The 19,127-nt window shown below is 47.3% G+C and carries 19 protein-coding genes; 6 read left to right on the top strand and 13 right to left on the bottom strand.

The window, feature by feature from the left end; all coding sequences use genetic code 11:
* Nucleotides 1-5 precede the first annotated feature (5 nt).
* From BMZ56_RS14560 to BMZ56_RS14530, 7 genes are all read right to left on the bottom strand, one after another.
* On the bottom strand, nucleotides 6-1,508 hold the full coding sequence (locus BMZ56_RS14560) for a Y-family DNA polymerase (protein ID WP_090627968.1): 1,503 nt from the start codon (nucleotides 1,506-1,508) through the stop codon (nucleotides 6-8).
* Nucleotides 1,509-1,510: 2 nt separating this feature from the next.
* Entirely contained in the window at nucleotides 1,511-2,254 is a 744-nt protein-coding gene (locus BMZ56_RS14555) for an ImuA family protein (RefSeq protein ID WP_090627967.1), read from the bottom strand.
* Nucleotides 2,255-2,300: 46 nt separating this feature from the next.
* A complete protein-coding gene (locus tag BMZ56_RS14550; RefSeq protein WP_090627965.1) occupies nucleotides 2,301-3,074 on the bottom strand; it encodes a DUF6620 family protein in 774 nt (257 codons plus the stop codon).
* 32 nt (nucleotides 3,075-3,106) lie between these two features.
* On the bottom strand, nucleotides 3,107-3,937 hold the full coding sequence (locus BMZ56_RS14545) for a hypothetical protein (protein ID WP_090627963.1): 831 nt from the start codon (nucleotides 3,935-3,937) through the stop codon (nucleotides 3,107-3,109).
* Nucleotides 3,900-4,130 (bottom strand): hypothetical protein, encoded by a 231-nt coding sequence (locus BMZ56_RS14540; RefSeq protein WP_090627962.1) that lies wholly within the window; start codon nucleotides 4,128-4,130, stop codon nucleotides 3,900-3,902. The genes BMZ56_RS14545 and BMZ56_RS14540 overlap by 38 nt, the downstream gene beginning before the upstream one ends.
* 4 nt (nucleotides 4,131-4,134) lie before the next feature.
* Nucleotides 4,135-5,106 carry an SPFH domain-containing protein gene (locus BMZ56_RS14535; RefSeq protein ID WP_090627960.1) on the bottom strand — a complete coding sequence of 324 codons (972 nt, stop codon included), beginning with the start codon at nucleotides 5,104-5,106 and terminating at the stop codon, nucleotides 4,135-4,137.
* A gap of 98 nt (nucleotides 5,107-5,204) precedes the next feature.
* Nucleotides 5,205-7,025, bottom strand: a complete 1,821-nt coding sequence (locus tag BMZ56_RS14530) for a helix-turn-helix transcriptional regulator (protein WP_143072930.1) — start codon at nucleotides 7,023-7,025, stop codon at nucleotides 5,205-5,207.
* Between the two features lie 127 nt (nucleotides 7,026-7,152).
* Between BMZ56_RS14530 and BMZ56_RS14525 the strand changes: the two genes are divergently transcribed.
* Nucleotides 7,153-9,621 (top strand): phosphocholine-specific phospholipase C, encoded by a 2,469-nt coding sequence (locus tag BMZ56_RS14525; protein WP_090627957.1) that lies wholly within the window; start codon nucleotides 7,153-7,155, stop codon nucleotides 9,619-9,621.
* A gap of 150 nt (nucleotides 9,622-9,771) precedes the next feature.
* Here BMZ56_RS14525 and BMZ56_RS14520 read toward each other — a convergent pair whose 3' ends face one another.
* Together BMZ56_RS14520 and BMZ56_RS14515 are read right to left on the bottom strand one after the other, a co-directional pair.
* On the bottom strand, nucleotides 9,772-10,362 hold the full coding sequence (locus BMZ56_RS14520) for a pentapeptide repeat-containing protein (RefSeq protein ID WP_256213833.1): 591 nt from the start codon (nucleotides 10,360-10,362) through the stop codon (nucleotides 9,772-9,774).
* Between the two features lie 54 nt (nucleotides 10,363-10,416).
* Entirely contained in the window at nucleotides 10,417-10,851 is a 435-nt protein-coding gene (locus tag BMZ56_RS14515; RefSeq protein ID WP_090627954.1) for a YdeI/OmpD-associated family protein, read from the bottom strand.
* A gap of 356 nt (nucleotides 10,852-11,207) precedes the next feature.
* On the opposite strand from BMZ56_RS14515, the gene BMZ56_RS14510 reads away from it, so the two are divergent.
* Nucleotides 11,208-12,743: a SulP family inorganic anion transporter gene (locus BMZ56_RS14510; protein WP_090627953.1), complete on the top strand. Its 1,536-nt coding sequence runs from the start codon at nucleotides 11,208-11,210 to the stop codon at nucleotides 12,741-12,743.
* Between the two features lie 43 nt (nucleotides 12,744-12,786).
* Here the strand turns inward: BMZ56_RS14510 and BMZ56_RS14505 are convergent, their stop codons facing one another.
* From BMZ56_RS14505 to BMZ56_RS14495, 3 genes are all read right to left on the bottom strand, one after another.
* Complete coding sequence (locus BMZ56_RS14505; protein WP_090627951.1) at nucleotides 12,787-13,185, bottom strand: YciI family protein; 399 nt, start codon at nucleotides 13,183-13,185, stop codon at nucleotides 12,787-12,789.
* Nucleotides 13,186-13,212: 27 nt separating this feature from the next.
* Nucleotides 13,213-13,938: a dihydrofolate reductase family protein gene (locus BMZ56_RS14500; protein ID WP_090627949.1), complete on the bottom strand. Its 726-nt coding sequence runs from the start codon at nucleotides 13,936-13,938 to the stop codon at nucleotides 13,213-13,215.
* 91 nt (nucleotides 13,939-14,029) lie between these two features.
* The gene (locus BMZ56_RS14495) at nucleotides 14,030-15,280 is read right to left on the bottom strand and encodes an RNA polymerase sigma factor (protein ID WP_090627947.1); all 1,251 of its coding nucleotides are present in this window, start codon (nucleotides 15,278-15,280) and stop codon (nucleotides 14,030-14,032) included.
* 323 nt (nucleotides 15,281-15,603) lie between these two features.
* Here BMZ56_RS14495 and BMZ56_RS14490 point away from each other — a divergent pair, with 323 nt between their 5' ends.
* Nucleotides 15,604-16,626, top strand: coding sequence for an LLM class flavin-dependent oxidoreductase (locus BMZ56_RS14490; protein ID WP_090627945.1), 1,023 nt, complete (start codon nucleotides 15,604-15,606; stop codon nucleotides 16,624-16,626).
* A gap of 1 nt (nucleotide 16,627) precedes the next feature.
* On the opposite strand, the gene BMZ56_RS14485 is transcribed toward BMZ56_RS14490, so the two are convergent.
* Nucleotides 16,628-17,605 (bottom strand): GlxA family transcriptional regulator, encoded by a 978-nt coding sequence (locus tag BMZ56_RS14485; protein WP_090627943.1) that lies wholly within the window; start codon nucleotides 17,603-17,605, stop codon nucleotides 16,628-16,630.
* A gap of 225 nt (nucleotides 17,606-17,830) precedes the next feature.
* Here BMZ56_RS14485 and BMZ56_RS14480 point away from each other — a divergent pair, with 225 nt between their 5' ends.
* Genes BMZ56_RS14480 through BMZ56_RS14470 form a run of 3 tightly spaced genes read left to right on the top strand, consistent with a single transcriptional unit; the run spans nucleotide 17,831 to nucleotide 19,024 of the window.
* Nucleotides 17,831-18,250, top strand: a complete 420-nt coding sequence (locus BMZ56_RS14480) for an SRPBCC family protein (RefSeq protein ID WP_090627942.1) — start codon at nucleotides 17,831-17,833, stop codon at nucleotides 18,248-18,250.
* Nucleotides 18,251-18,276: 26 nt separating this feature from the next.
* Nucleotides 18,277-18,651 carry a DoxX family protein gene (locus tag BMZ56_RS14475; protein ID WP_090627940.1) on the top strand — a complete coding sequence of 125 codons (375 nt, stop codon included), beginning with the start codon at nucleotides 18,277-18,279 and terminating at the stop codon, nucleotides 18,649-18,651.
* Nucleotides 18,644-19,024: an iron chaperone gene (locus BMZ56_RS14470; RefSeq protein ID WP_090627939.1), complete on the top strand. Its 381-nt coding sequence runs from the start codon at nucleotides 18,644-18,646 to the stop codon at nucleotides 19,022-19,024. The genes BMZ56_RS14475 and BMZ56_RS14470 overlap by 8 nt, the downstream gene beginning before the upstream one ends.
* Nucleotides 19,025-19,127: the final 103 nt, after the last annotated feature.

Genomic DNA, 19,127 nt, shown 5'->3' with positions numbered 1-19,127 from the left:
ATCTATCAAGCAAAAAAGCCGTGCAAAAACCACCGTTGGGGTTGGCCATCCGTATAGTGCCCCGAGCGGAACAACCAGTAACGGCGTCCTCCGTCATCTTCCACCTGATAATAGTCGCGGTGTTCTCCCTTGTCCATCCACCATTCACGCTCGATGCGTTCCGGTCCGTCCGCTTTCCGGATGGGGTGCACTTCGCCTTTATAGCGGAATAACATGGGCGGGTAATCCGGCACGGGAGCCGATACTTCAATGGGCTCGGGTTTGGCCAGCAGTCGCGTAGGCCGCGGCCGGTCTTCACACCAGGTGGTAGTAGGGTTTTCTCCGATGGATGAAGCAAGTCTGAAAGACCGCTCCGGCCAGTGGTGCTCATCCGGCAGGTAGCGGCTTACCCGCAGGATGCCGGTTTTTCCGGCCAGCTTGTCGAGTAATTCAGTCAATGCGGTATCTTCCGGTCCGGGCACACCACCCCACAGGGCATTCTGTACAGGGTCGGCATCTTCAACTTTGTCGGCCTCGATAATAAAAAGCTCAATGCCCAGTGCAGGCTCAATCTGCGGGATTTTCAGCACAAACAGCTTGAATATATGGGGCACATGGGCAGTAGGCCTACTGGTGCGGATGGCCACCTGTACCATTTTCCCGTCTACCCGATGACAATAGAGAGTAGCTTGTCGCAATCCCTTTCCTTCGTTGGCCAACCGCTTGCAGAGCATTTCCAGCAACCGCTGTATCGCAATCTCAATGCCTGTGGCGGTACGGATGGGATCCAGGCAGGGTATTCTTTCTGTATAAGGTGGGATGGGGCGTAGGGGCTGAATATATTCGTCCTTCTGGGCAAGCGCCTGTTCCAACCTTTCTACCAATTCAGGACCGAAGCGCCTGCGCAGGGCCGTGCGCGGCATGCTCATAAAGCTGCCAATGGTACGTAACCCCAGTTTACGCAACCGGTGTACCGTATCGGATTCCAGCCGGAGCGCGGCAGGAGGCAGGGGAGATAAGGCATCCCATTCTGCGCCGCTGCTGATGATGGGGGCATCTTTTCCATAATAGGCTATGGCCCGGGCAGTGCCAATGGTATCGGCTATCGCCATCCGGACGTCGTAGCCCCTGTCTCGCAGCCGGGTTACAATTTCTTTCAGATAGGGTCGCTCGCCTCCCCACAGGTGCGTGCATCCACTGGTGTCAAGGATCAATCCATCAGGGGGGGCTACGGCCACGGCAGGTGTATAGCGGATGCACCACAGTCCCAATGCTTCCAGCAGCTTTTCGATCAAACCCGGCGGATAATCGATTACCTGTAGGTCGGGTATAGCGGCCTTGGCATCGGCCACGACCATGCCCGCATGGATTCCCTGGGTTTCGGCTAGCGTATTGGCTGCCGTAATGACCATGCGGCCATGTACCGGTTCTGCCAGGACAAAAGGCATATTCCGTAAGGCAGGTTGGCGAAGTGCCAGCCAGTCTGTCGTGAGGTGCCTGAACCATATCGAAGCAAACCGCCTTTCCATTCTTATCCTATTTTTCGGTTTCGCATGGGCAGTTCAGAAACTTTCGCAGGTTTGGAAGCATCCATAAACTGTCCGGCCGACCAGTTGATTTCCCAATATCCCGGATTGCCATTGCGTACTTTCAGCAGTTGCACCCCCCATTTGGGCATTCCCACTCCCGGCATCCCTTCCTCAACTTCGCTTGGCAGCGGGGTGATGTGCCACCGGGCAGCACAGGCGGTATTACCCACCCGCAACGGATTGCTACGGAGCACAAACCCCGTTACCCTGCTTTTTTCCACAGCGAGTTGGAGCCGGAGCGATTGACTGAAATCCATCTCACGGAGTTCTGCAACGGCAGCAATAAGCCTGTCGCATTTAAGAGCTTCTTCCAGCGCCCATAAGACATCCTTTTCCCGGCGAGCCTCAATGAAAATAACCCGATCGGGTTCCACGCCGAAAAGTTTAATCGCGGGGGGAAATAGCCGGTTGGATGTGCTGATCCATAGACATACGCCGCCCTTTCGCATCAGCGCGGCCAATACTCCCCCGATGAAACCACTGGTGGCAGCCGTTTGTTCAGGGGTGGTCCCAATGAATTCATGAATGCTTCCCATTGGAAAAATGGTATTTGGGAAAGCCTTTTCTATGGGACCTAAGCCGATGCCTTCGGGGTGGTTTTCCGATGGTTTGAATCCCTGCCAACGCAATAGATGTTTTTGCAGCTGGCCGATTAGCTTACGTTTATCATCCGATAGTACCGCCATGTTGTTCCAGAATTGGACAACAAATGTAAGCTAATTTTTTTAGTATTTAAAAATTAATATCATCCACAATACCACCTGTACCGGATTCTTGGGCAAACCGTTGGCTATATTCATTTTTCTTTTGGTCCTGATAATCCATCATTTCAGCCATCGTGTTGAAATCGTTCATCCACTTTGTGCCAGCTCCATTTACTTGTGATACCGTAAGGCCAAGGTTGTCTATCAACCATTGGGCACCATCGATACCATGGTCATAAGCAGCCTGTATGGCGGCCTGTATCTCAAAAAAATAGTGCTTATCGGTTTCCAGTCGCTGCAGGTTTGCGGCAGCATCACCCTGAGGGATATTCGTGACGGGGGCATTGTCCGGTTGTAGGGCGCCCAGTTTTTCATGATCCTTGGCCATTCCAAAATGCTTGGAGTAAACATTTACCACGTTCATGGTCTTATCATCCCGCATGCGGTTATTCCAGGTTGTCTGGGCCTCATCCCATAAGGGTCTCTCCACACCCAGTGCGCGGCAAACCTGTTCTTCGGTACAGCCTTCTCCTATCTTGGCGGCACCTGCAGCATAATCGTATACGGTGATGCCATGTACGGGCTGTAATTGCGGATCATTGGGGTCCTCGGTTGCGGTATTCATCGTTGTATAGCCAACGGATGCTGCTCCACTATCGAACGCTTTCTGCATATCTCCTTGTATGTATGCATCAAGCATGTCGTGGTGGGCACCTTCACTTTTGTTTTTTTGCGCTTTTGCGACATTCTTTGCGATGTCGTCCAGGTTTACGTTGAGGCCTTTGAGAATTTTCTTAAACATGATGGTCAGATTTATTCGTGAAAAAAATGGAATTATTCAAAGTAATCAAATCGTTCGTACTCACTTACCAGTCTATCGTAAAAATGCTGGTGCTGGGTTTCCAGGCCCGGCAGGATACCGTTCATTTCACGAATTAAGGCTTGTGCATATTCTTTATAGGAAGCGCTGGCACTTTTTGGGCCGAATTGCTTGCGATGTTCCTGGTGACGCTGGTAAAGTGGCCGGCATCGGAGTTCGGCAAGGGGACGCGCCAGGTGTTCGATCCTGCGTACTTTGGTGCCGGGATCGAATGTGTTCTGTGTGCGGCAATAGGAACAGGATACATAGGTGGCTATAAAGTAAAATGTTTGTATTTCCAATTTACCCCCGCATTGCCGACAATGAAATTGATGTTTGTAATGTTCGTACGCTTTCATGATCTCCGCATATTCCTTTTCGAGGTCACGCTCGATGACCTGATCGAAGGAAGTAGTCATCATATTCAGTACACCGACATGCCAATTGTTGAATAGCTGGGAGAGGATCATAAACTCTTCGGCGGAGGCCTTGGGGGCAACTTCTTCCTGATATACGGAACTCCCTTTTTGTATGATGGCGGTGAATTGAGCGATCATGCCGGCTTTAAACTGAAGGAAACTTCTTTTAAACGGGTCGGTATCTGCATCGGCTACGCCCTGTGCATCGGTTTGTAGCTCATCATACATTTCCTTTGCCCTTGCGTTGAGTTTATCCAAGAAAGACTGGAATCGTTGGACAAGCGGTGTTTCCGTCGTATGTTCGGTAGCGCTGTCGTTTCTTTTGTTGGAACTGAAAAAGCCCATCGTTTTATTTTGAATTGTCGTTGTCAGTGATGTGGATTCCATCGGTGAGTTTACGGCTGATAAATTCAAATCCGCAATAGGCACACCGGGTAATGCCGTCATCTTTCGTTCGCCCAGCCCCGCAGTTTGGACAGGTCGTAGTGTTCATACCCGCCTGTCTCTCTTCGAAAACCTCGCGCTTCTGCGCGAGGGCATTCTGTTTCATGCGGGCAACCAGTGATAAGGGTTTTTCCATAAATTCACATTTGCGCTAATATTTCGGCCTTTTTTGTTTTGTATTCCAGCTCATCGATGAGTCCGTTTTCAAAGAGCGTCTTGATTTTCTGAAGTTTGATGGTGTGGTCATCTGCAGGTGCTGCTGTAGCCGGTTGCGGTGGTTGGTTTACCTGGCCCATCAGCATTCCCAATGCAACGCCCTGCTGGGTTCCCTGCTGCGCCAGATTCCCCGCTTGGCTTATCGCAATGGCGGTATTGAATTTTTGGAACCTCTCCAGGTCGCCACCTACCATATTCATACCCGTCACTTTATCATAATATTGTGTGACTTCGTCGGGCAATGTTGCCGAAGTAAGCGTAAATTGGGTGATTTCGATTCCAAAATCTTCGAAATAGGGCCGAATAAGCGGCTCAATACGATGGTTGAGTGCTGAAATGTTGCCGGCAATGTCTAGCACCGAGATATTGGAAATCGCCAATGCCTCACCGAATCGGGGTGCAATGAAATCGCGGAGTTGCCGCTCAAACTCAACGATCGTCAGCTTCGGATAGGTACCTGCATATTCGCTAAAGAAACGGGCAGGATCTGTAATACGTACATTATAGGTGCCAAAAGCGCGAACACGGACCTGCCCAAACTGGGGGTCCCGTAACATGACAGGGGTAGGCGTACCCCATTTGAGGTTAACAAACTGCTTGACCGAAAAATAATAAACATCGGCTTTGAAGGGGCTTTCGAAACCATATGTCCACCCTTTAAGGCGGGAAAGGATGGGAATGTTACGGGTATGTAAGGTGTGTGTGCCCGGTGCAAAAGCATCGGCGAAGGTGCCTTCGTTCATAAACAGAACTGTCTGGCTTTCCCGTACAATCAGTTTTGCCCCGTTTTTGATCTCTTTGTCTCCATCCGTGATTTTCCACATCATGATGTTGGGATCCTGTTCCACCCATTCGATGATCTCCAGAAACGGCATTGACGATGTTGGTTTACTCATGTTTGCAAATTTACGTTGGCCAAAAGGCTCATTTGCATAAATAAACGCTGCAAAGTGGCTATGTATTTCCTGGTGGGTGACTACAAAGTGACTACAGGCTACCCAATATCTTGCAGGAAATCATCCAGGTCCGTGTCTTTGTCCAGTCTGAGTTTCTGCTTGATACGGTATTTGCTCACTCGTATGGTTTTAGGTTCGACGTAGAAGGCGGCGGCAATTTCTTTGGTGTTAAGCTTGAGATAGAGGTATGCACAATGTTTAAGTTCCAGGGGTGTGAGCCTTTCGCCCGATAATTCCCTGAGCCTGCTGAAAAAAAGCGGATTGATGCTTTCAAACTCTCTTGCCGAGCGTTCAACCGTCTCTTCCAGACGCATTTCTTCTTTAATGACCTTTTCAACAAGCCCTTTGTTATCTTCGGTTTCCAGTTTTTTCAGCTTGTCTTTCAGTTGCAGCAGCAGCCGGTTTTTGCGCTCAATTTGCAGGGCGTCGGCCATAGCCTCCTTCTGCATCTGCTCCTTCTGTATGAGCAGCAGTTGCTGCTCAGCTTGCAGCCGGGCCTGTTCTTGCTGTTGCATTTTCAGTTGAAGTGCTGCATTTCGCTCCGAATCCATCTTTTCCTGATGCAGTCGCAGGGCCTTCTCGTCCTGCAGTTGAGTTTTGTTTTTAAAAGAATTTCGAAGCAGGAACAAGCTCATTAAGAGCAGTACACAGATACCGGCCAGCAATAGGTTTTGTGTTTTTTGGTTTCTGGCTTTTTGCGCACTCAGTTGGATGTCTTCCAGCAATTTTTTGTTTTCATACTGCACTTCCAGTTTCTTTGTCTGCAGCATCTGTGTTTCGTTGAATATTGTATCGGTAAATTGTTCTTTCTTCTTTTGGTAGAACAACGCTTTTTCATAATCTCCACGTTTCCGGTGCAGGTCACTCAATCCCTGAGCAACATGTGCAAGGGTATAATAAGAAGGGGCGGTGGTTTCGGTCAGGTGGATATATGAATCCATGAGATAAGCTTCTGCCAGTTGGTCATTGCCCTGCAAGCTGGCTACTTCTGCCAATAACCCGTTGACGCTGCCCATGATCGTATAATTCTTATCAGATGCTTGGGATAGGTGTTGGGCAATACCCGCATAATACAGGATACTGTCCTGAGTGGACGACTGATCCAAGGGATAGTATTTAAAAAAAAAGTTGGCTAAATTGATGTTGGTAATTGAATAGGTGCGAATACCTACGGTTTCCGGGGCCTGTTTATAAACAGCTGCCGATTTATGCAGATAGATCTTGATGCTATCCAGGTATCGTTGTTGGTTGGTACGATCGTAACGAAATTCCATAGCCGTGGCATAAGCGGCATAGGCGTTTGAAAGCATCTCATTATCGTTCCCCTGTTTGGCAGCGGCAATGGCCAATTGTGCATATTTCTCACAGAGATCGACATCATCCCACCTTGAGTATACGCCATATAAGATATAATACGCGCGGGATTGCAGGGAAGGATCGGGCTCATCGTCGAGCAGTTTCAGCGCCTGTTGGGCATAGCTCACGGCCTGATCACCGATATCCAGGTAGTTATGATAGGTAGAGATGGCGATATATCCATACGATTTTGCCAAGGTATGATTGGCTTGTTTGCCTATTTGTAGGCTTTTTTCAGCATACGCTTTGGCTTTATTATAATCGGCAAGAATCAGTTGCTGTTTACTGAGCTCCGCATATAACTTGGTAAGTAACAATGGATCCTGATTTGATTGGTCGATGTTCTCTGCTTCTCTTAATAAACGAAAGTTGCTGTCATAATCGCCCTTCAACCGCGCAGCATATGCTTGTTTTAGCAGATTGTCAAGATCGCCTTTTTGGGCATATATATTGGCGCTGAAGAAGATGAGAGCCATCCACAGAAAAATGAGATGTTTTATCATTCCGGACAAATATAATATATTGTTTATTTTCAAGCCAGTTTGGTCTGGGCGATGGTAGCAGTATGAAAAACTTTGGTGGTTGAAATAAACGAGTAGAAACAGTAACTTGCACGCATAAATCACAACCATGGAATCAAGGAGAACCTTTCTTAAAAAAGCATCGCTGTTGGCCGGGGCCACAGCCGCTTTCCACCTGATGCCCGAATCCATCCAACGGGCGCTGGCCATCGATGCACCCGATGGCAGTACGTATCTGGATGCGGAGCATGTTGTTTTCCTAATGCAGGAAAACCGCTCGTTCGACCATTGTTATGGTACCCTTCGTGGAGTCCGTGGCTTCAACGACCCGCGGGCCATCCGTCTGCCGAACGGACTGCCGGTATGGGCGCAGACCGATGCACAGGGAAAAAGCTATGCGCCCTTTCACCTGGATATCGAAAATACGAAAGCCACCTGGATGGGTTCACTGCCGCATGGCTGGAAGGATATGGTGCACGCCCGCAACGAAGGGAAACTCGACACCTGGTTGGAGGCCAAGCGGGCAGGTAATCCCGAATACCGTGATATGCCGCTCACCATGGGCTACTATGACCGGCGGGATGTGCCTTTTTACTATGCCTTTGCCGACGCTTTTACCGTTTGCGACCAGCATTTCTGTTCTTCGCTCACCGGCACCAGTGCTAACCGTTCTTATTTCTGGGCTGGAGCCATCCGTGAGGAACCCCACAATCCCGATTCCGTTGCGCACGTAGACAATGGCCAGATCAACTACGAAGATGTAGGCTGGAAGACCTATCCCGAACGGTTGCAGGAAGCAGGTATCGATTGGAAAGTCTATCAGAATGAATTGAGCTTGCCCGTGGGACTGGACGATGACCAAGAAGATTGGCTGGCCAATTTTACAGATAATAACCTGGAGTTTTATAAGCAGTACAACGTACGGTTCCATCCTGCCCACCGTACATTCATGGAGCGTCATGCAGCCGAACTGGAAGCCACACTGGGCCGTAGTGAAACTGAGGGAGCAGAGCGCGAAAAACTTCAAAAGCAGTTGACCCAGCTACGTATTGATATCCAGCAATATAGTGAAGAAAATTTTAATCAACTTACCCCTTTCGACCAAGAAATCCATCGTCGGGCATTCATCACCAATACCGGAGATCCCGATTACCATCGGCTGGAACCGATTACCTATACGGATACAGAAGGGGAAAAGCGGGTGGAAGTGCCCAAAGGTGATGTTTTTTATCAGTTCCGCAAGGATGTCAACGAAGGGAAATTGCCCACCGTATCCTGGCTGGTGGCACCCTGCCGATTTTCGGACCATCCAGGGTCTCCGTGGTACGGAGCCTGGTATGTGTCTGAGGCGCTCGATATACTCACTAAAAACCCCGAAGTGTGGAAAAAGACGATTTTTATCCTTACGTACGATGAAAGCGACGGGTACTTTGACCACGTGCCGCCCTTTGTACCGCCTCTAACAGGTAGGAGCAGCAGCGGCGCGATAGCAGCCGGTGTCGACACTGCGGAGGAATATGTAACAGCCGCACAGGAGAAAATACGGACCGGCAATCCAGAGGCTACGCTCGACAGTCCCATTGGCCTGGGTTTCCGCGTACCGCTCGTGGTGGCCTCGCCCTGGACGAAAGGGGGGTGGGTCAATTCGGAAGTGTTTGATCACACATCCACCTTGCAGTTTCTGGAGCATTTTATTGAAAATAAAACTGGTAAGCAGGTATACGAATCAAACATCAGCGCGTGGCGACGGTTGGTATGTGGCAACCTGACTTCGGTCTTCCGCTCCACGCAAGGCGGAGATAAGGGAACACTGCAGCCCGTGAACCGCAATGCGTATGTAGAACGTATCTATTCGGCCAAGACAAAAGGACTGCCCGGCAATTACCAACTGCTGCAACCTGATGAATTAACTTTGCTTAAACAAGGTAACCACGATCCGGGGTTGTTGCCTCAGCAGGAGAAAGGCACTAAGCCGGCATGTGGTCTTCCATATGATGCAGCTGCCAATGCGTTTGTAGACGCGGCAACCGGCGAATTGGTACTGCACCTCGCATTGGGAGGAAGCCTGCCGAAAACCAAGACCATCGGGATGCCATTCATTGCCGTGTCGCGGCTTCTCTACCGTGATGAGCCGACGCCGGGACGCAATTGGAATTTTGCCGTTCGGGAAGGAGAGGACCTCGAATACCGATGGCCACTGGATGATTTTGCAGGAAGAGCCTACCATTTGGAAGTTTATGGGCCAAACGGTTTTTACCGGGCATTCAAAGGAAACGCAACCCTGTCAGACCCTCGACTGGAAGTGTCTGTGAAACCGGATCGGCAATCCGTTGTCGTGGAGGCTGTTCTTCCTCGTGGAGAGACGCTGGAAGTACGGGATCTGTCGTATGGGCGGGCATCGAAGACCGTACCTGTAAAAGACAAGGTTCACTTGGAAATATCCCTGACCGATTCGGACGGGTGGTACGATTTTGAGTTCATTGCCAAAGGATACCCCGCGTTGTCGTACCGATATGCCGGGCACGTGGAAACCGGCCGCCCAAGCATCACCGATCCGCTGATGGGCAGGATGGTCTAAACTGGAAAAAGCCAGGACCAACACTGAGGTCCTGGCTTTAACTTACAACTCCAGTTTTCCGATCACGTTGCATGGTCTTGTATCATGATTAAGAATAGGTTATTTCGGCTTTTACGCTAAAAAAGCGATGTTTTTGGCTGATCGGGGTTTTTAATATTCAATATCGATATCGTATTTACCTAATAATCCGGCTACGCCTGCGATTGAGAATTTGGCCTTTTTAATTCGGTTTATTTCTGGATCAAGGGAATAGTTATAAGATGTTCTAAAATCTGCTTTTTCGAGGATGGTATGGTCAAACAATGCCCCTGCTAGGTCACAATTGTCGAAAATAACGTTTGAGAGGTCGCAATTTGTGAAATCGGTTTCCCGCAATTGAGAGTTTCTGAAAACCGTATTCCTGATTTTAGTCCGATAAAATGAGCAATGATTCAGTTGGCATCCGTCAAACGAAAAAGAAAGTCCAAAATCCAGGCAATTGTCAAAACGCAATCCAAGCATTTTGCAGTCTTTGAAGTTTACCTCCCGCAATGCCGTCTTATTCAGCGTTGACAAACTCAAATTACAACCTTCGAACCTGCAGTCTATAAATTTGGAGGCCGAAAGGTCACCGTTCGCGAAGTTACAGTTTCTGAAAATGCAGTTTTCGTATTCTCCTGTTGTTAGCGAATTTTGGATGAACTCGTTCTTTTCAAATGCTTTGTCGGTTACGTATACCTCGTGCATTTTAATTCCTTTCAAATGATACCCATCGAGCCGATTATTTTCACGCGTGGCGCGCTAATATCAACCCGTTTATCTACTTAACGTGTCAATAGCTTTGGTGATTCTTCTTTGCCGCGTTTCTTCTGTTTTAGCGGTTAATATGGATTCCACGATCGCCTTCCTTTTGCTGGGGGCCAAATTTTCAAAAGCACTTGCTGCGATTTTATTTTTAGACAAAACTGCTTGAAACTCTTCAGGAACTTCTACCGTTCGAGGTTTGGTATCCAACAGTATTTCAACTTCTAAGGTATCTCCTCCTTTCACATTTGCTTTCTTCCTGTTTTCGGCGCTCAGACTGATCAGAAATTTGCCTTCCATTTTTCCCACGGCGCTATGGTATGTGTGGTTATTGAGAGTAACCACAACCAGAGGCTTTTTGCCACCTCCGAGCTCTTCCAACTGCTGTTCGCTGATCTCTATTCCGGTATTATTACCTATTTGGTGAATAGTAGTTACGTATTTCATATTCTGTTATCCGTCAACTAACTTTGTTTAACTGTTTCCTGTTACCTCATAATTTAGTCAGTCCCTTGCTTCGTACAAGGCCGTGCGCAATTTAATAAATCTTTCATCGTAACAAAACAGCGCCGTCAGGCATTATATCAGGCATGCATTATATAATCGACGCATCGGAAGCCAGGTCGTAAACCGTGTCATCTTTTTTATCTCATAATAATTAGATGTCAAAAAGCGTAAACGACCTGTTGAAGCAAACCTTTAATTCGAAATGTCGTTTAGCATCAAATTTACTTTTTTTATATAATTTATTAGGCACAAAGGATTAAATGTAATTTTGCAATAAAATATACGGTTCGATCTAGATGCAGAAAATTTTCAACCTGTTTGATTTTAAACAAAGCATAAATTACAAAAACGAAATCCTGGCCGGCTTAACTGTTGCGATGACGATGATACCTGAATCGCTGTCGTTTGCTATATTGGCCGGACTATCTCCGTTAACAGGCCTTTACGCCGCATTTTTAATGGGCTTGGTAACCGCCATTTTGGGTGGAAGACCCGGTATGGTATCCGGAGGCGCAGGCGCAACCGTCGTTGTGCTGATCGCATTGGCTTCCTCACATGGCGTGGAGTATCTCTTTGGGGCAGTAGTTTTAGGTGGTTTTCTGCAATTGTTAGTTGGGCTCTTCAAACTGGGTAAATTTGTCCGGTTGATACCGCAACCCGTGATGTATGGTTTTCTAAACGGACTTGCGGTCATCATTTTCATGGCACAGGTAGCGCAATTTAAAATTACGGAAAGAGGGATTGACGGTTGGATGCAGGGAGCTCCGCTGTATTTGATGATCGGGCTAACCGCCTTAACAATCGCAATCGTAATCCTGTTGCCAAAAATCACGAAGGCAGTCCCCGCTTCGCTGGTCGCCATATTAATTGTCTTTGGTATCGTATATTTTTTCGATATAGACACCAAAAAGGTAGTTGATATTGCATCGATAAGCGGCTCGCTACCTGCATTCCGCATTCCTGAGATTCCATTTAGCTTAGCGACATTACAAATCATTTTTCCCTATGCATTGGTCATGGCGGGGGTGGGGTTAATTGAATCGTTGTTGACCTTAAACATGGTTGATGAAATAACTAATACGAAGGGGCGATCAAACCGGGAGGCAGCCGCCCAAGGTCTCGCAAATATCACCAATGGTTTCTTTGGAGGAATGGGCGGTTGTGCGATGGTTGCCCAAACGTTGGTAAATGTCGGCGCTGGTGCACGAACCAGGCTTTCCGCAATCATCGGTGCAGTTACCATCTTATTAATTATTCTCGTAGCTGGTCCTGTGATTGAGCAAATACCCATGGCTGCGTTAGTTGGTGTGATGATGATGGTAGCCATTGGAACGTTTGAATGGGTAAGTTTCCGAATCATTTCTAAAATGCCGCGCCCTGATATTTTAATCGGCATGTTGGTGGCGGTCATAACGGTACTTTTGCATAACCTTGCCCTAGCTGTATTGATCGGCGTCGTGATTTCTGCTTTGGTATTTGCTTGGGAAAGTGCTAAACGCATCCGTGCCAGAAAATTTATGGACGACCGAGGCGCAAAACATTACGAGATTTACGGTCCACTCTTTTTTGGCTCTACAACTACATTTATGGAAAAGTTTGACGTATTTAATGATCCGAACGAAGTGATTATCGACTTCAAGGAAAGTAGAGTAGTAGATATGTCTGCTATTGAAGCGTTGAACAAAATCACAGCAAAATATCATCAACAAGGAAAAACGCTTCATTTGCGCCATTTAAGTCCAGATTGCAGGCAGTTGCTGAAAAATGCAGAAGGGGTCATCGACGTCAATATCATCGAAGACCCCACCTATCGCGTGATGACCGACCGATAAGTCAAAGTCTGGTTCCTCTCGGTGCATTGAGGCGCGTACACCTCTATCCCTTTCCTCTGTGTTTGCTATCTTCCATCAAAGCCGTTAAGTCGGCAGCCGGTCGGATTTCCCAACTACTGCCACCCTGTCCCAGTCGGAGTGACGGATGTTTTGATAATAGGCGGATGGCGTGATTAAGATCAGTAGCTTCCAGTATCATGATCCCACCGATCTGCTCTTTGGTTTCGGCAAAAGGACCGTCAGTCACGGAGACGTGGTGATTACTCCATCTCAATGTAATTGCATTCCGAGCATCCTGCAGGGCTTCTCCACCTGCAAAGTGCCCATTCTTCCGAAGTTCATCGTCATAGGCGAAACAGTCGTCCATAAAGTTGTTCCGTTCACTTTCTGATAATGTCTTCCAAATTTCTTCGTTCATGTAACCGAGACAAATGTATTTCATGATGCTCTCTTTTATTATTCATTAAATCTAAGCTTCTTTACGTTGTAGAACAACATGGGTCGCCTTCTCAGAGGTCTCGAATCGGACACATTCGTAGCCGGCGCAGCATAAGTCAACTCCTTCGAACAGCCGTTCACCTCGTCCTAGGATAGTAGGAGTAATGGCAATATGCAGTTCATCGATCAGCCCCTCGCGCAGGTACTGTTGAATGGTATCTGCCCCACCTCCAATTCGGATATCCTTCCCATTGGCTGCTTTCCGGGCTTTGGCAAGCGCATCGTGAATACCTTCCGTAATAAAGTAAAAAGTTGTGCCACCTTCCATCTCCAAAGGAGGTCTTGCGTGGTGGGTCAGTACATAAACCGGCACATGATAAGGGGGATTGGCTCCCCACCAGCCCTTCCAGTTCATGTTGGGCCAAGGGCCGCGGACCGGTCCAAACATATTCCTTCCGATAATCCAGGCGCCGATGTTCTCGAACCCGCGCTGCGCAAAGTCGTCGTCGAGCCCGGTCGTGCCATCCTCTTGCCCCTGTGTGGCGCGAGGATCGAAGGCATGATGCATCATTCGGAACGTTTGCGTAGGAAGGAGCCAGTCGTGCAAGTGCTCTCCCTTGAGGCCGAGCGGATTGTCAACGCTTTGGTCTGGTCCCGCCCCATAGCCGTCAAGTGAGATGGAAAAGCTCTCGACCCGGACCCGTGTTTTTTTTACGTCTCCGTTATCGTTTCCGATTGTCTTTTTGTTTTGAGTCATGTTCTCTTATATTTTGTTCGTTTACCAAGTAGTCGAATGGCGGAAGACAAAATCGACAAACATTTTGAAATTTTTTTGTGTTTTTGGAGAATTACGCATTCAACTCACTAAGTTTCCGTTTGATAAACCGCCGTTCGGGGGCTTGTTGAGCGAGGCTGAGTGCACGCTGCCATGATGCCCTCGCGTCGTCTATCCGACCTATTTTCCGGCATAGTTCCGCCCGCGCAGCATGTGCTAAATGATAGTTGTTTAGCTCCCCGCGCCCCAGAATCGCATCGATCTGCTGCAATCCTGCCTCAGGCCCCTTGTGCATGGCTATGGCTACCGCACGGTTTAATTCAATAACAGGAGAAGGATGGATGCGCAATAACAAGCTATATAAGCCAGCAATCTGCTTCCAGTCCGTTGCATCGGGATGCTTTGCCTCGGCATGTAGGGCTGCTATGGCTGCCTGAAAGGTATAGGCTCCCGCCCGCTTGGAAAAAAATGCTTGTTCGACGAGAGACAGACCTTCGGCAATCATATTGCGATCCCAGAGCGATCGATCCTGATCGTCCAAAAGAATAAGGTCTCCGGACGATGAGGTGCGGGCCGGTCGGCGGGATTCATGCAGTAGCATGAGACTAAGCAATCCAGCAACCTCGGGATCAGGCAGTAAAGCGTGCAGCAGATACCCCAGTCGGATCGCTTCACTTGAAAGATCAATGCGGGTTGCTGACTCGCCCGACGAAGCGTAGTAGCCTTCGTTGAATACCAGGTAAACCACCTGGAGCACGGCTGCGATCCGATCCGGTAATTCGTGTTCCGGAGGGACTTCGAAGGGTATTTTTTCTTCGCGAATTTTGGTCTTGGCACGCACAATCCGCTGTGCCATGGTGGATGGCGTAACAAGGAACGCACTGGCGACCGCTTCGGTGGTCAGATCACAAACCTCACGCAAGGTCAGGGCCGTTCGTGCATCGAGTGACAACGCGGGGTGGCAGCACGTAAAGATCAGCCGGAGCACATCATCTTCAATCTTTTTGTCAACCTGCCCGGAAGGATCGGCAGTTTTAGCTTCAATTTGCTCAATGTGCTGTATTTGTAATGGATCAAATTTTGATTCGCGCCGGATACGATCGATTGCTTTAAACCGGCCGGTAGAAACAAGCCATGCCCGCGGATTTGAAGGAACGCCTTTTTCACCCCATTGCTCAAGCGCTACCTTGAAAGCATCGTGCATGGCATCTTCAGCGAGGTCCAGATCGCCGAGCAAGCGAATCAATGCGGCGAACACGGGTCGTGACTCTTTGCGATAAACATCGCCTACGATTTGGGGAATATCTTTAAGGGAATTTTGCATGGTTGCCTGTTTGATTCTCGTTACCCATCAATCGCCAACGTGTCTTTCCTCTTAATTTGCCGGTATGGAGTCATTTGACCCGTTGGAAGCCACGTTCCGCTAAATTAGCAATTATCTTCTAATACGGGCAAATGGGTGGGCCAACACCCTGTAAGGATTTTGTCAAGCTATACCATTTCTAATAATTGTTGGAAGAATATCAAAGAAATTTATATCTTTGTGTTAGGTTTAGGTTGATAGCCCCTAACCCCATTGGGGCGGATTCCCGTTATCTTACAAGATAACGGGTTTCTTTTTGATAATCGTTATCTTTGTAAGAGATTATGAAGAAAATAGGATTTTTATCGTTTGGACATTGGTCTAATCATCCGGCCTATAAAACCCGTACCGCAAGTGATACATTGCTTCAGTCTATTGACTTGGCTGTTGCAGCCGAAGAAATTGGTTTAGATGGTGCATATTTCCGGGTACATCACTTTGCTGCCCAGCTAGCCTCTCCATTTCCCTTGCTTTCGGCTATCGGTGCCAAAACAAGCAAAATTGAGATTGGCACCGGCGTCATTGATATGCGTTATGAAAATCCGTTATATATGGTGGAAGACTCCGGAGCTGCTGATTTAATTTCCGAAGGACGATTGCAATTGGGAATCAGCAGAGGTTCGCCGGAACAAGTAATCGACGGTTGGCGCTATTTTGGTTATGAATTGGCCGGGGGGGAAACCGATGCCGATATGGGACGCCGTAAAGCCCTGGAATTCTTGGAAAGGCTAAACGGTGTTGGATTTGCCAAGCCTAATCCGCGCCCGATGTTTCCGAATCCACCGGGATTATTGCGTTTGGAACCCCATTCGGGAGGGTTGCGGGACCGTATTTGGTGGGGAGCGGCATCCAATGCGACTGCTGTTTGGGCGGCTGAAAACGGGATGAACCTGCAAAGTTCTACCTTGAAGTACGACGAAAATGGCAAGCCATTTCATGTACAGCAAGCGGAGCAAATCAGGCTGTACAAAGAAGCATGGAAAAAAGCAGGACATCCGCGTGAACCCAGGGTTTCCGTAAGTCGATCTATTTTTGCATTGATTAGCGATCAAGATCATCGTTACTTTGGACAGGAAGCCAATCACGTCGACAAGATCGGTCATATCGAAAAGGACAAACGGGCGATTTTCGGAAGGAGCTATGCAGCAGAGCCGGATCAACTCATCAACCAATTGGCTCAGGACGAGGCGATCCAAGAAGCGGATACACTCCTTTTGACGATACCCAATACGCTAGGCGTCGATTACAATGTACACGTGCTGGCTTCTATTTTGGAGCATGTTGCACCCGGATTAGGTTGGCGTTAGATTATACCTCGTTTGCCACCCTTGCAAATTTATTCCGGTACTCAATGGGCGTAAGCCCGGTAATCTTTTTAAAGATATCCCTAAATGCTTTTGTATCCGTATACCCTACATCGAACATAATTTCAGAGACATTCTTCCGGGAGGCTTCAAAGAATTTTTTGGCAGCTTCTATCCGTACTCTTTGTATATATTCTATGGGGGTATTGTTGGTAGCCTCTTTAAATTTCCGTTCAAAAGTCCTACGGCCTGTATTAATCAGCTTTGCCAGTGTTTCGATGGATATTTTATCACAATAGTGTTCTTCAATGTAGTCCTGTACTTTTTGTATGTCATCGTCGCCGTGATTCCGTTGACCTTTGAATATAGCAAATTGGGATTGGCTATCTCTCCCGATGTCCAACGCAAAGTATTTTGAAATCATTACGGCTGTTTCTCTATCCGAAAACTTTTCAACCAGGTATAATATCAAATTCCACAAGCTGCTTGCTCCGCCGCTGCTGTAAATATTATCGTGTTCTGTGATGATCGCTCCGTCTTCTACTTCCACATCCGGGTATCTTTCCTTAAACTCGTTAATATGCGCCCAATGTGTAGAGCATTTTTTGCCGTTGAGCAAGCCTGTTTCGGCCAAAAGAAAAGCACCGACACACAAACTGGCCAAACTTGAACCCATCGCGTGCAATTTTTTAAAGTACGGTATCGCTTCCGCGTTGGCCTGAATTCCTTTGGCGGTATCGCCAAATGTAGGCGGTATGATCAGCAGGTCTGTTGTAGTCACATCTTTGAGCAACCTATCGGTCCTTATCGTATATTCGCCATTGTTGGCCGGAACATATTCTTTTAAGCCCACATATTCCACCTTGAAAATGGGTTTTTTGCCAAATGTGGTTAAAAACTCATTGGCGGTATGAAAGGTTCGGAATGGTGGTGTAACCGCTTCAATTACCCCATACTCAGGCACAAAGACAGAAATCTGCATATCAACTATTGGTTATTAGACTGCAAGATATAAATAGTTTGTCATAATTCACCCCTAAGATTGTCATTTTCACAACAGCCACAATTTGATGCCCTATTGTAATTTTGAATTGTAAAATTTCCTCTATAAAAAAAGTTATCAATGGCAGAGGAGAGAACGATAAATTGCTTTATATACTTTAAAAGCAAATTTATCTAAGTTTAATAAACAAAAAACGAATTAACAATGGCACAAGCAACAAGAATTACGGTAGAAGCAACAGTAAATGCTCCCGTGGCAAAAGTTTGGGAAGCTTGGAATACACCAAGCGATATTATGCAGTGGAATACGCCCGACCCCAGTTGGCATAGCCCAAGCAGTGAAAACGATCTACGGGTAGGTGGTAAATTTAAGAATAGGATGGAAGCGAAAGATGGCAGCTTCGGTTTTGACTTTGAGGGTACTTATGATGCGGTAGAGCTGCATAGGGAAATTACGTATACCATGCCCGATGGACGACGAGCAACTACATTGTTTGCCGCGCAAAATGGTAAAACCAACATCGAAACCACGTTTGATACAGAAACAGAAAATGACCCTGAATTTCAGAAACAAGGATGGCAAGCTATCTTGAACAATTTTGTAAAATATGTTGAATCAAACTAATTTATAAACCGTTAATAGTCAATGATATGAAAAAGAATAAAATAATCTTTTGGATAGCAACGACCCTCATTATCCTATGGGAAGGGGTGATGCCGCTTAGTACCCTGCTTTTTGCACCGGAGCAAGCCACTGTAGGTACGAAACCATTGGGTTATCCTGATTACTTTGCATATACGCTGATCATTTGTAAAGCACTGGGTGTTTTAGCGATTTCCCTTCCTAACCTATCAAGCAAGTTAAAAGAATGGGCATATGCAGGGCTTACCTTTAATTTGATCTTTGCATTCACCAGTCACGCCTGCGTAGACCAAAACATCGGATTTATGCTGTTGCCACTGGTTGTGTTGGGTATTCTGACGGTTTCTTATGTGTATAACCCTAAAATCCATACCAATGGCTAAGACCAATTATCAAACCATAGATGAATATCATCAAGCATTTAGCGGTGAATCGCTGGCACGGATGCAAATCATCCGGAAAATCATCCACGAAGTGGTACCGGATGCTGCGGAAAGCATCAGCTATCAAATCCCCTGCTTTAAATACCACGGTTATTTGATATACTACTGTGCATTTCCGAAACATGTCTCGTTGTCGCATCCTTATAGCGATGCATTTTGGGAGCACTTCAAGGCTGACCTTGTGGGGTATAAAACCAGTAAATCGGTCATCCAGATTCCAGCGGATAAACCCCTGCCTGAAGCGCTGATTAAGAAAATCGTGACATTCAGGAAAAAGGAGAATGAGGAAAAGGTAAAGAGTAGTAAGAGATAAGTATTCATACCCGTTGTGCGGTTTGAGGAAGTTATAGTTTATGGCAGTTAAATTAACAAATAAGTTGTGCACTATACTGAAATTCAGTATATTAGAAAAGTTT

The organism is Parapedobacter indicus (assembly GCF_900113765.1).
GTDB classification, from domain to species: domain Bacteria; phylum Bacteroidota; class Bacteroidia; order Sphingobacteriales; family Sphingobacteriaceae; genus Parapedobacter; species Parapedobacter indicus.
The sequence above is the reverse complement of the archived record's forward strand: the minus strand, read 5'-3'. Positions and strand labels throughout refer to the sequence as shown.

What these genes read in the sequence shown, in the direction of transcription:
- BMZ56_RS14560 (WP_090627968.1), bottom strand. Translation starts at nt 1,508, where the DNA reads ATGGAAAGGCGGTTTGCTTCGATATGGTTCAGGCACCTCACGACAGAC.
- BMZ56_RS14555 (WP_090627967.1), bottom strand. Translation starts at nt 2,254, where the DNA reads ATGGCGGTACTATCGGATGATAAACGTAAGCTAATCGGCCAGCTGCAA.
- BMZ56_RS14550 (WP_090627965.1), bottom strand. Translation starts at nt 3,074, where the DNA reads ATGTTTAAGAAAATTCTCAAAGGCCTCAACGTAAACCTGGACGACATC.
- BMZ56_RS14545 (WP_090627963.1), bottom strand. Translation starts at nt 3,937, where the DNA reads ATGGAATCCACATCACTGACAACGACAATTCAAAATAAAACGATGGGC.
- BMZ56_RS14540 (WP_090627962.1), bottom strand. Translation starts at nt 4,130, where the DNA reads ATGGAAAAACCCTTATCACTGGTTGCCCGCATGAAACAGAATGCCCTC.
- BMZ56_RS14535 (WP_090627960.1), bottom strand. Translation starts at nt 5,106, where the DNA reads ATGAGTAAACCAACATCGTCAATGCCGTTTCTGGAGATCATCGAATGG.
- BMZ56_RS14530 (WP_143072930.1), bottom strand. Translation starts at nt 7,025, where the DNA reads ATGATAAAACATCTCATTTTTCTGTGGATGGCTCTCATCTTCTTCAGC.
- BMZ56_RS14525 (WP_090627957.1), top strand. Translation starts at nt 7,153, where the DNA reads ATGGAATCAAGGAGAACCTTTCTTAAAAAAGCATCGCTGTTGGCCGGG.
- BMZ56_RS14515 (WP_090627954.1), bottom strand. Translation starts at nt 10,851, where the DNA reads ATGAAATACGTAACTACTATTCACCAAATAGGTAATAATACCGGAATA.
- BMZ56_RS14510 (WP_090627953.1), top strand. Translation starts at nt 11,208, where the DNA reads ATGCAGAAAATTTTCAACCTGTTTGATTTTAAACAAAGCATAAATTAC.
- BMZ56_RS14505 (WP_090627951.1), bottom strand. Translation starts at nt 13,185, where the DNA reads ATGAAATACATTTGTCTCGGTTACATGAACGAAGAAATTTGGAAGACA.
- BMZ56_RS14500 (WP_090627949.1), bottom strand. Translation starts at nt 13,938, where the DNA reads ATGACTCAAAACAAAAAGACAATCGGAAACGATAACGGAGACGTAAAA.
- BMZ56_RS14495 (WP_090627947.1), bottom strand. Translation starts at nt 15,280, where the DNA reads ATGCAAAATTCCCTTAAAGATATTCCCCAAATCGTAGGCGATGTTTAT.
- BMZ56_RS14490 (WP_090627945.1), top strand. Translation starts at nt 15,604, where the DNA reads ATGAAGAAAATAGGATTTTTATCGTTTGGACATTGGTCTAATCATCCG.
- BMZ56_RS14485 (WP_090627943.1), bottom strand. Translation starts at nt 17,605, where the DNA reads ATGCAGATTTCTGTCTTTGTGCCTGAGTATGGGGTAATTGAAGCGGTT.
- BMZ56_RS14480 (WP_090627942.1), top strand. Translation starts at nt 17,831, where the DNA reads ATGGCACAAGCAACAAGAATTACGGTAGAAGCAACAGTAAATGCTCCC.
- BMZ56_RS14475 (WP_090627940.1), top strand. Translation starts at nt 18,277, where the DNA reads ATGAAAAAGAATAAAATAATCTTTTGGATAGCAACGACCCTCATTATC.
- BMZ56_RS14470 (WP_090627939.1), top strand. Translation starts at nt 18,644, where the DNA reads ATGGCTAAGACCAATTATCAAACCATAGATGAATATCATCAAGCATTT.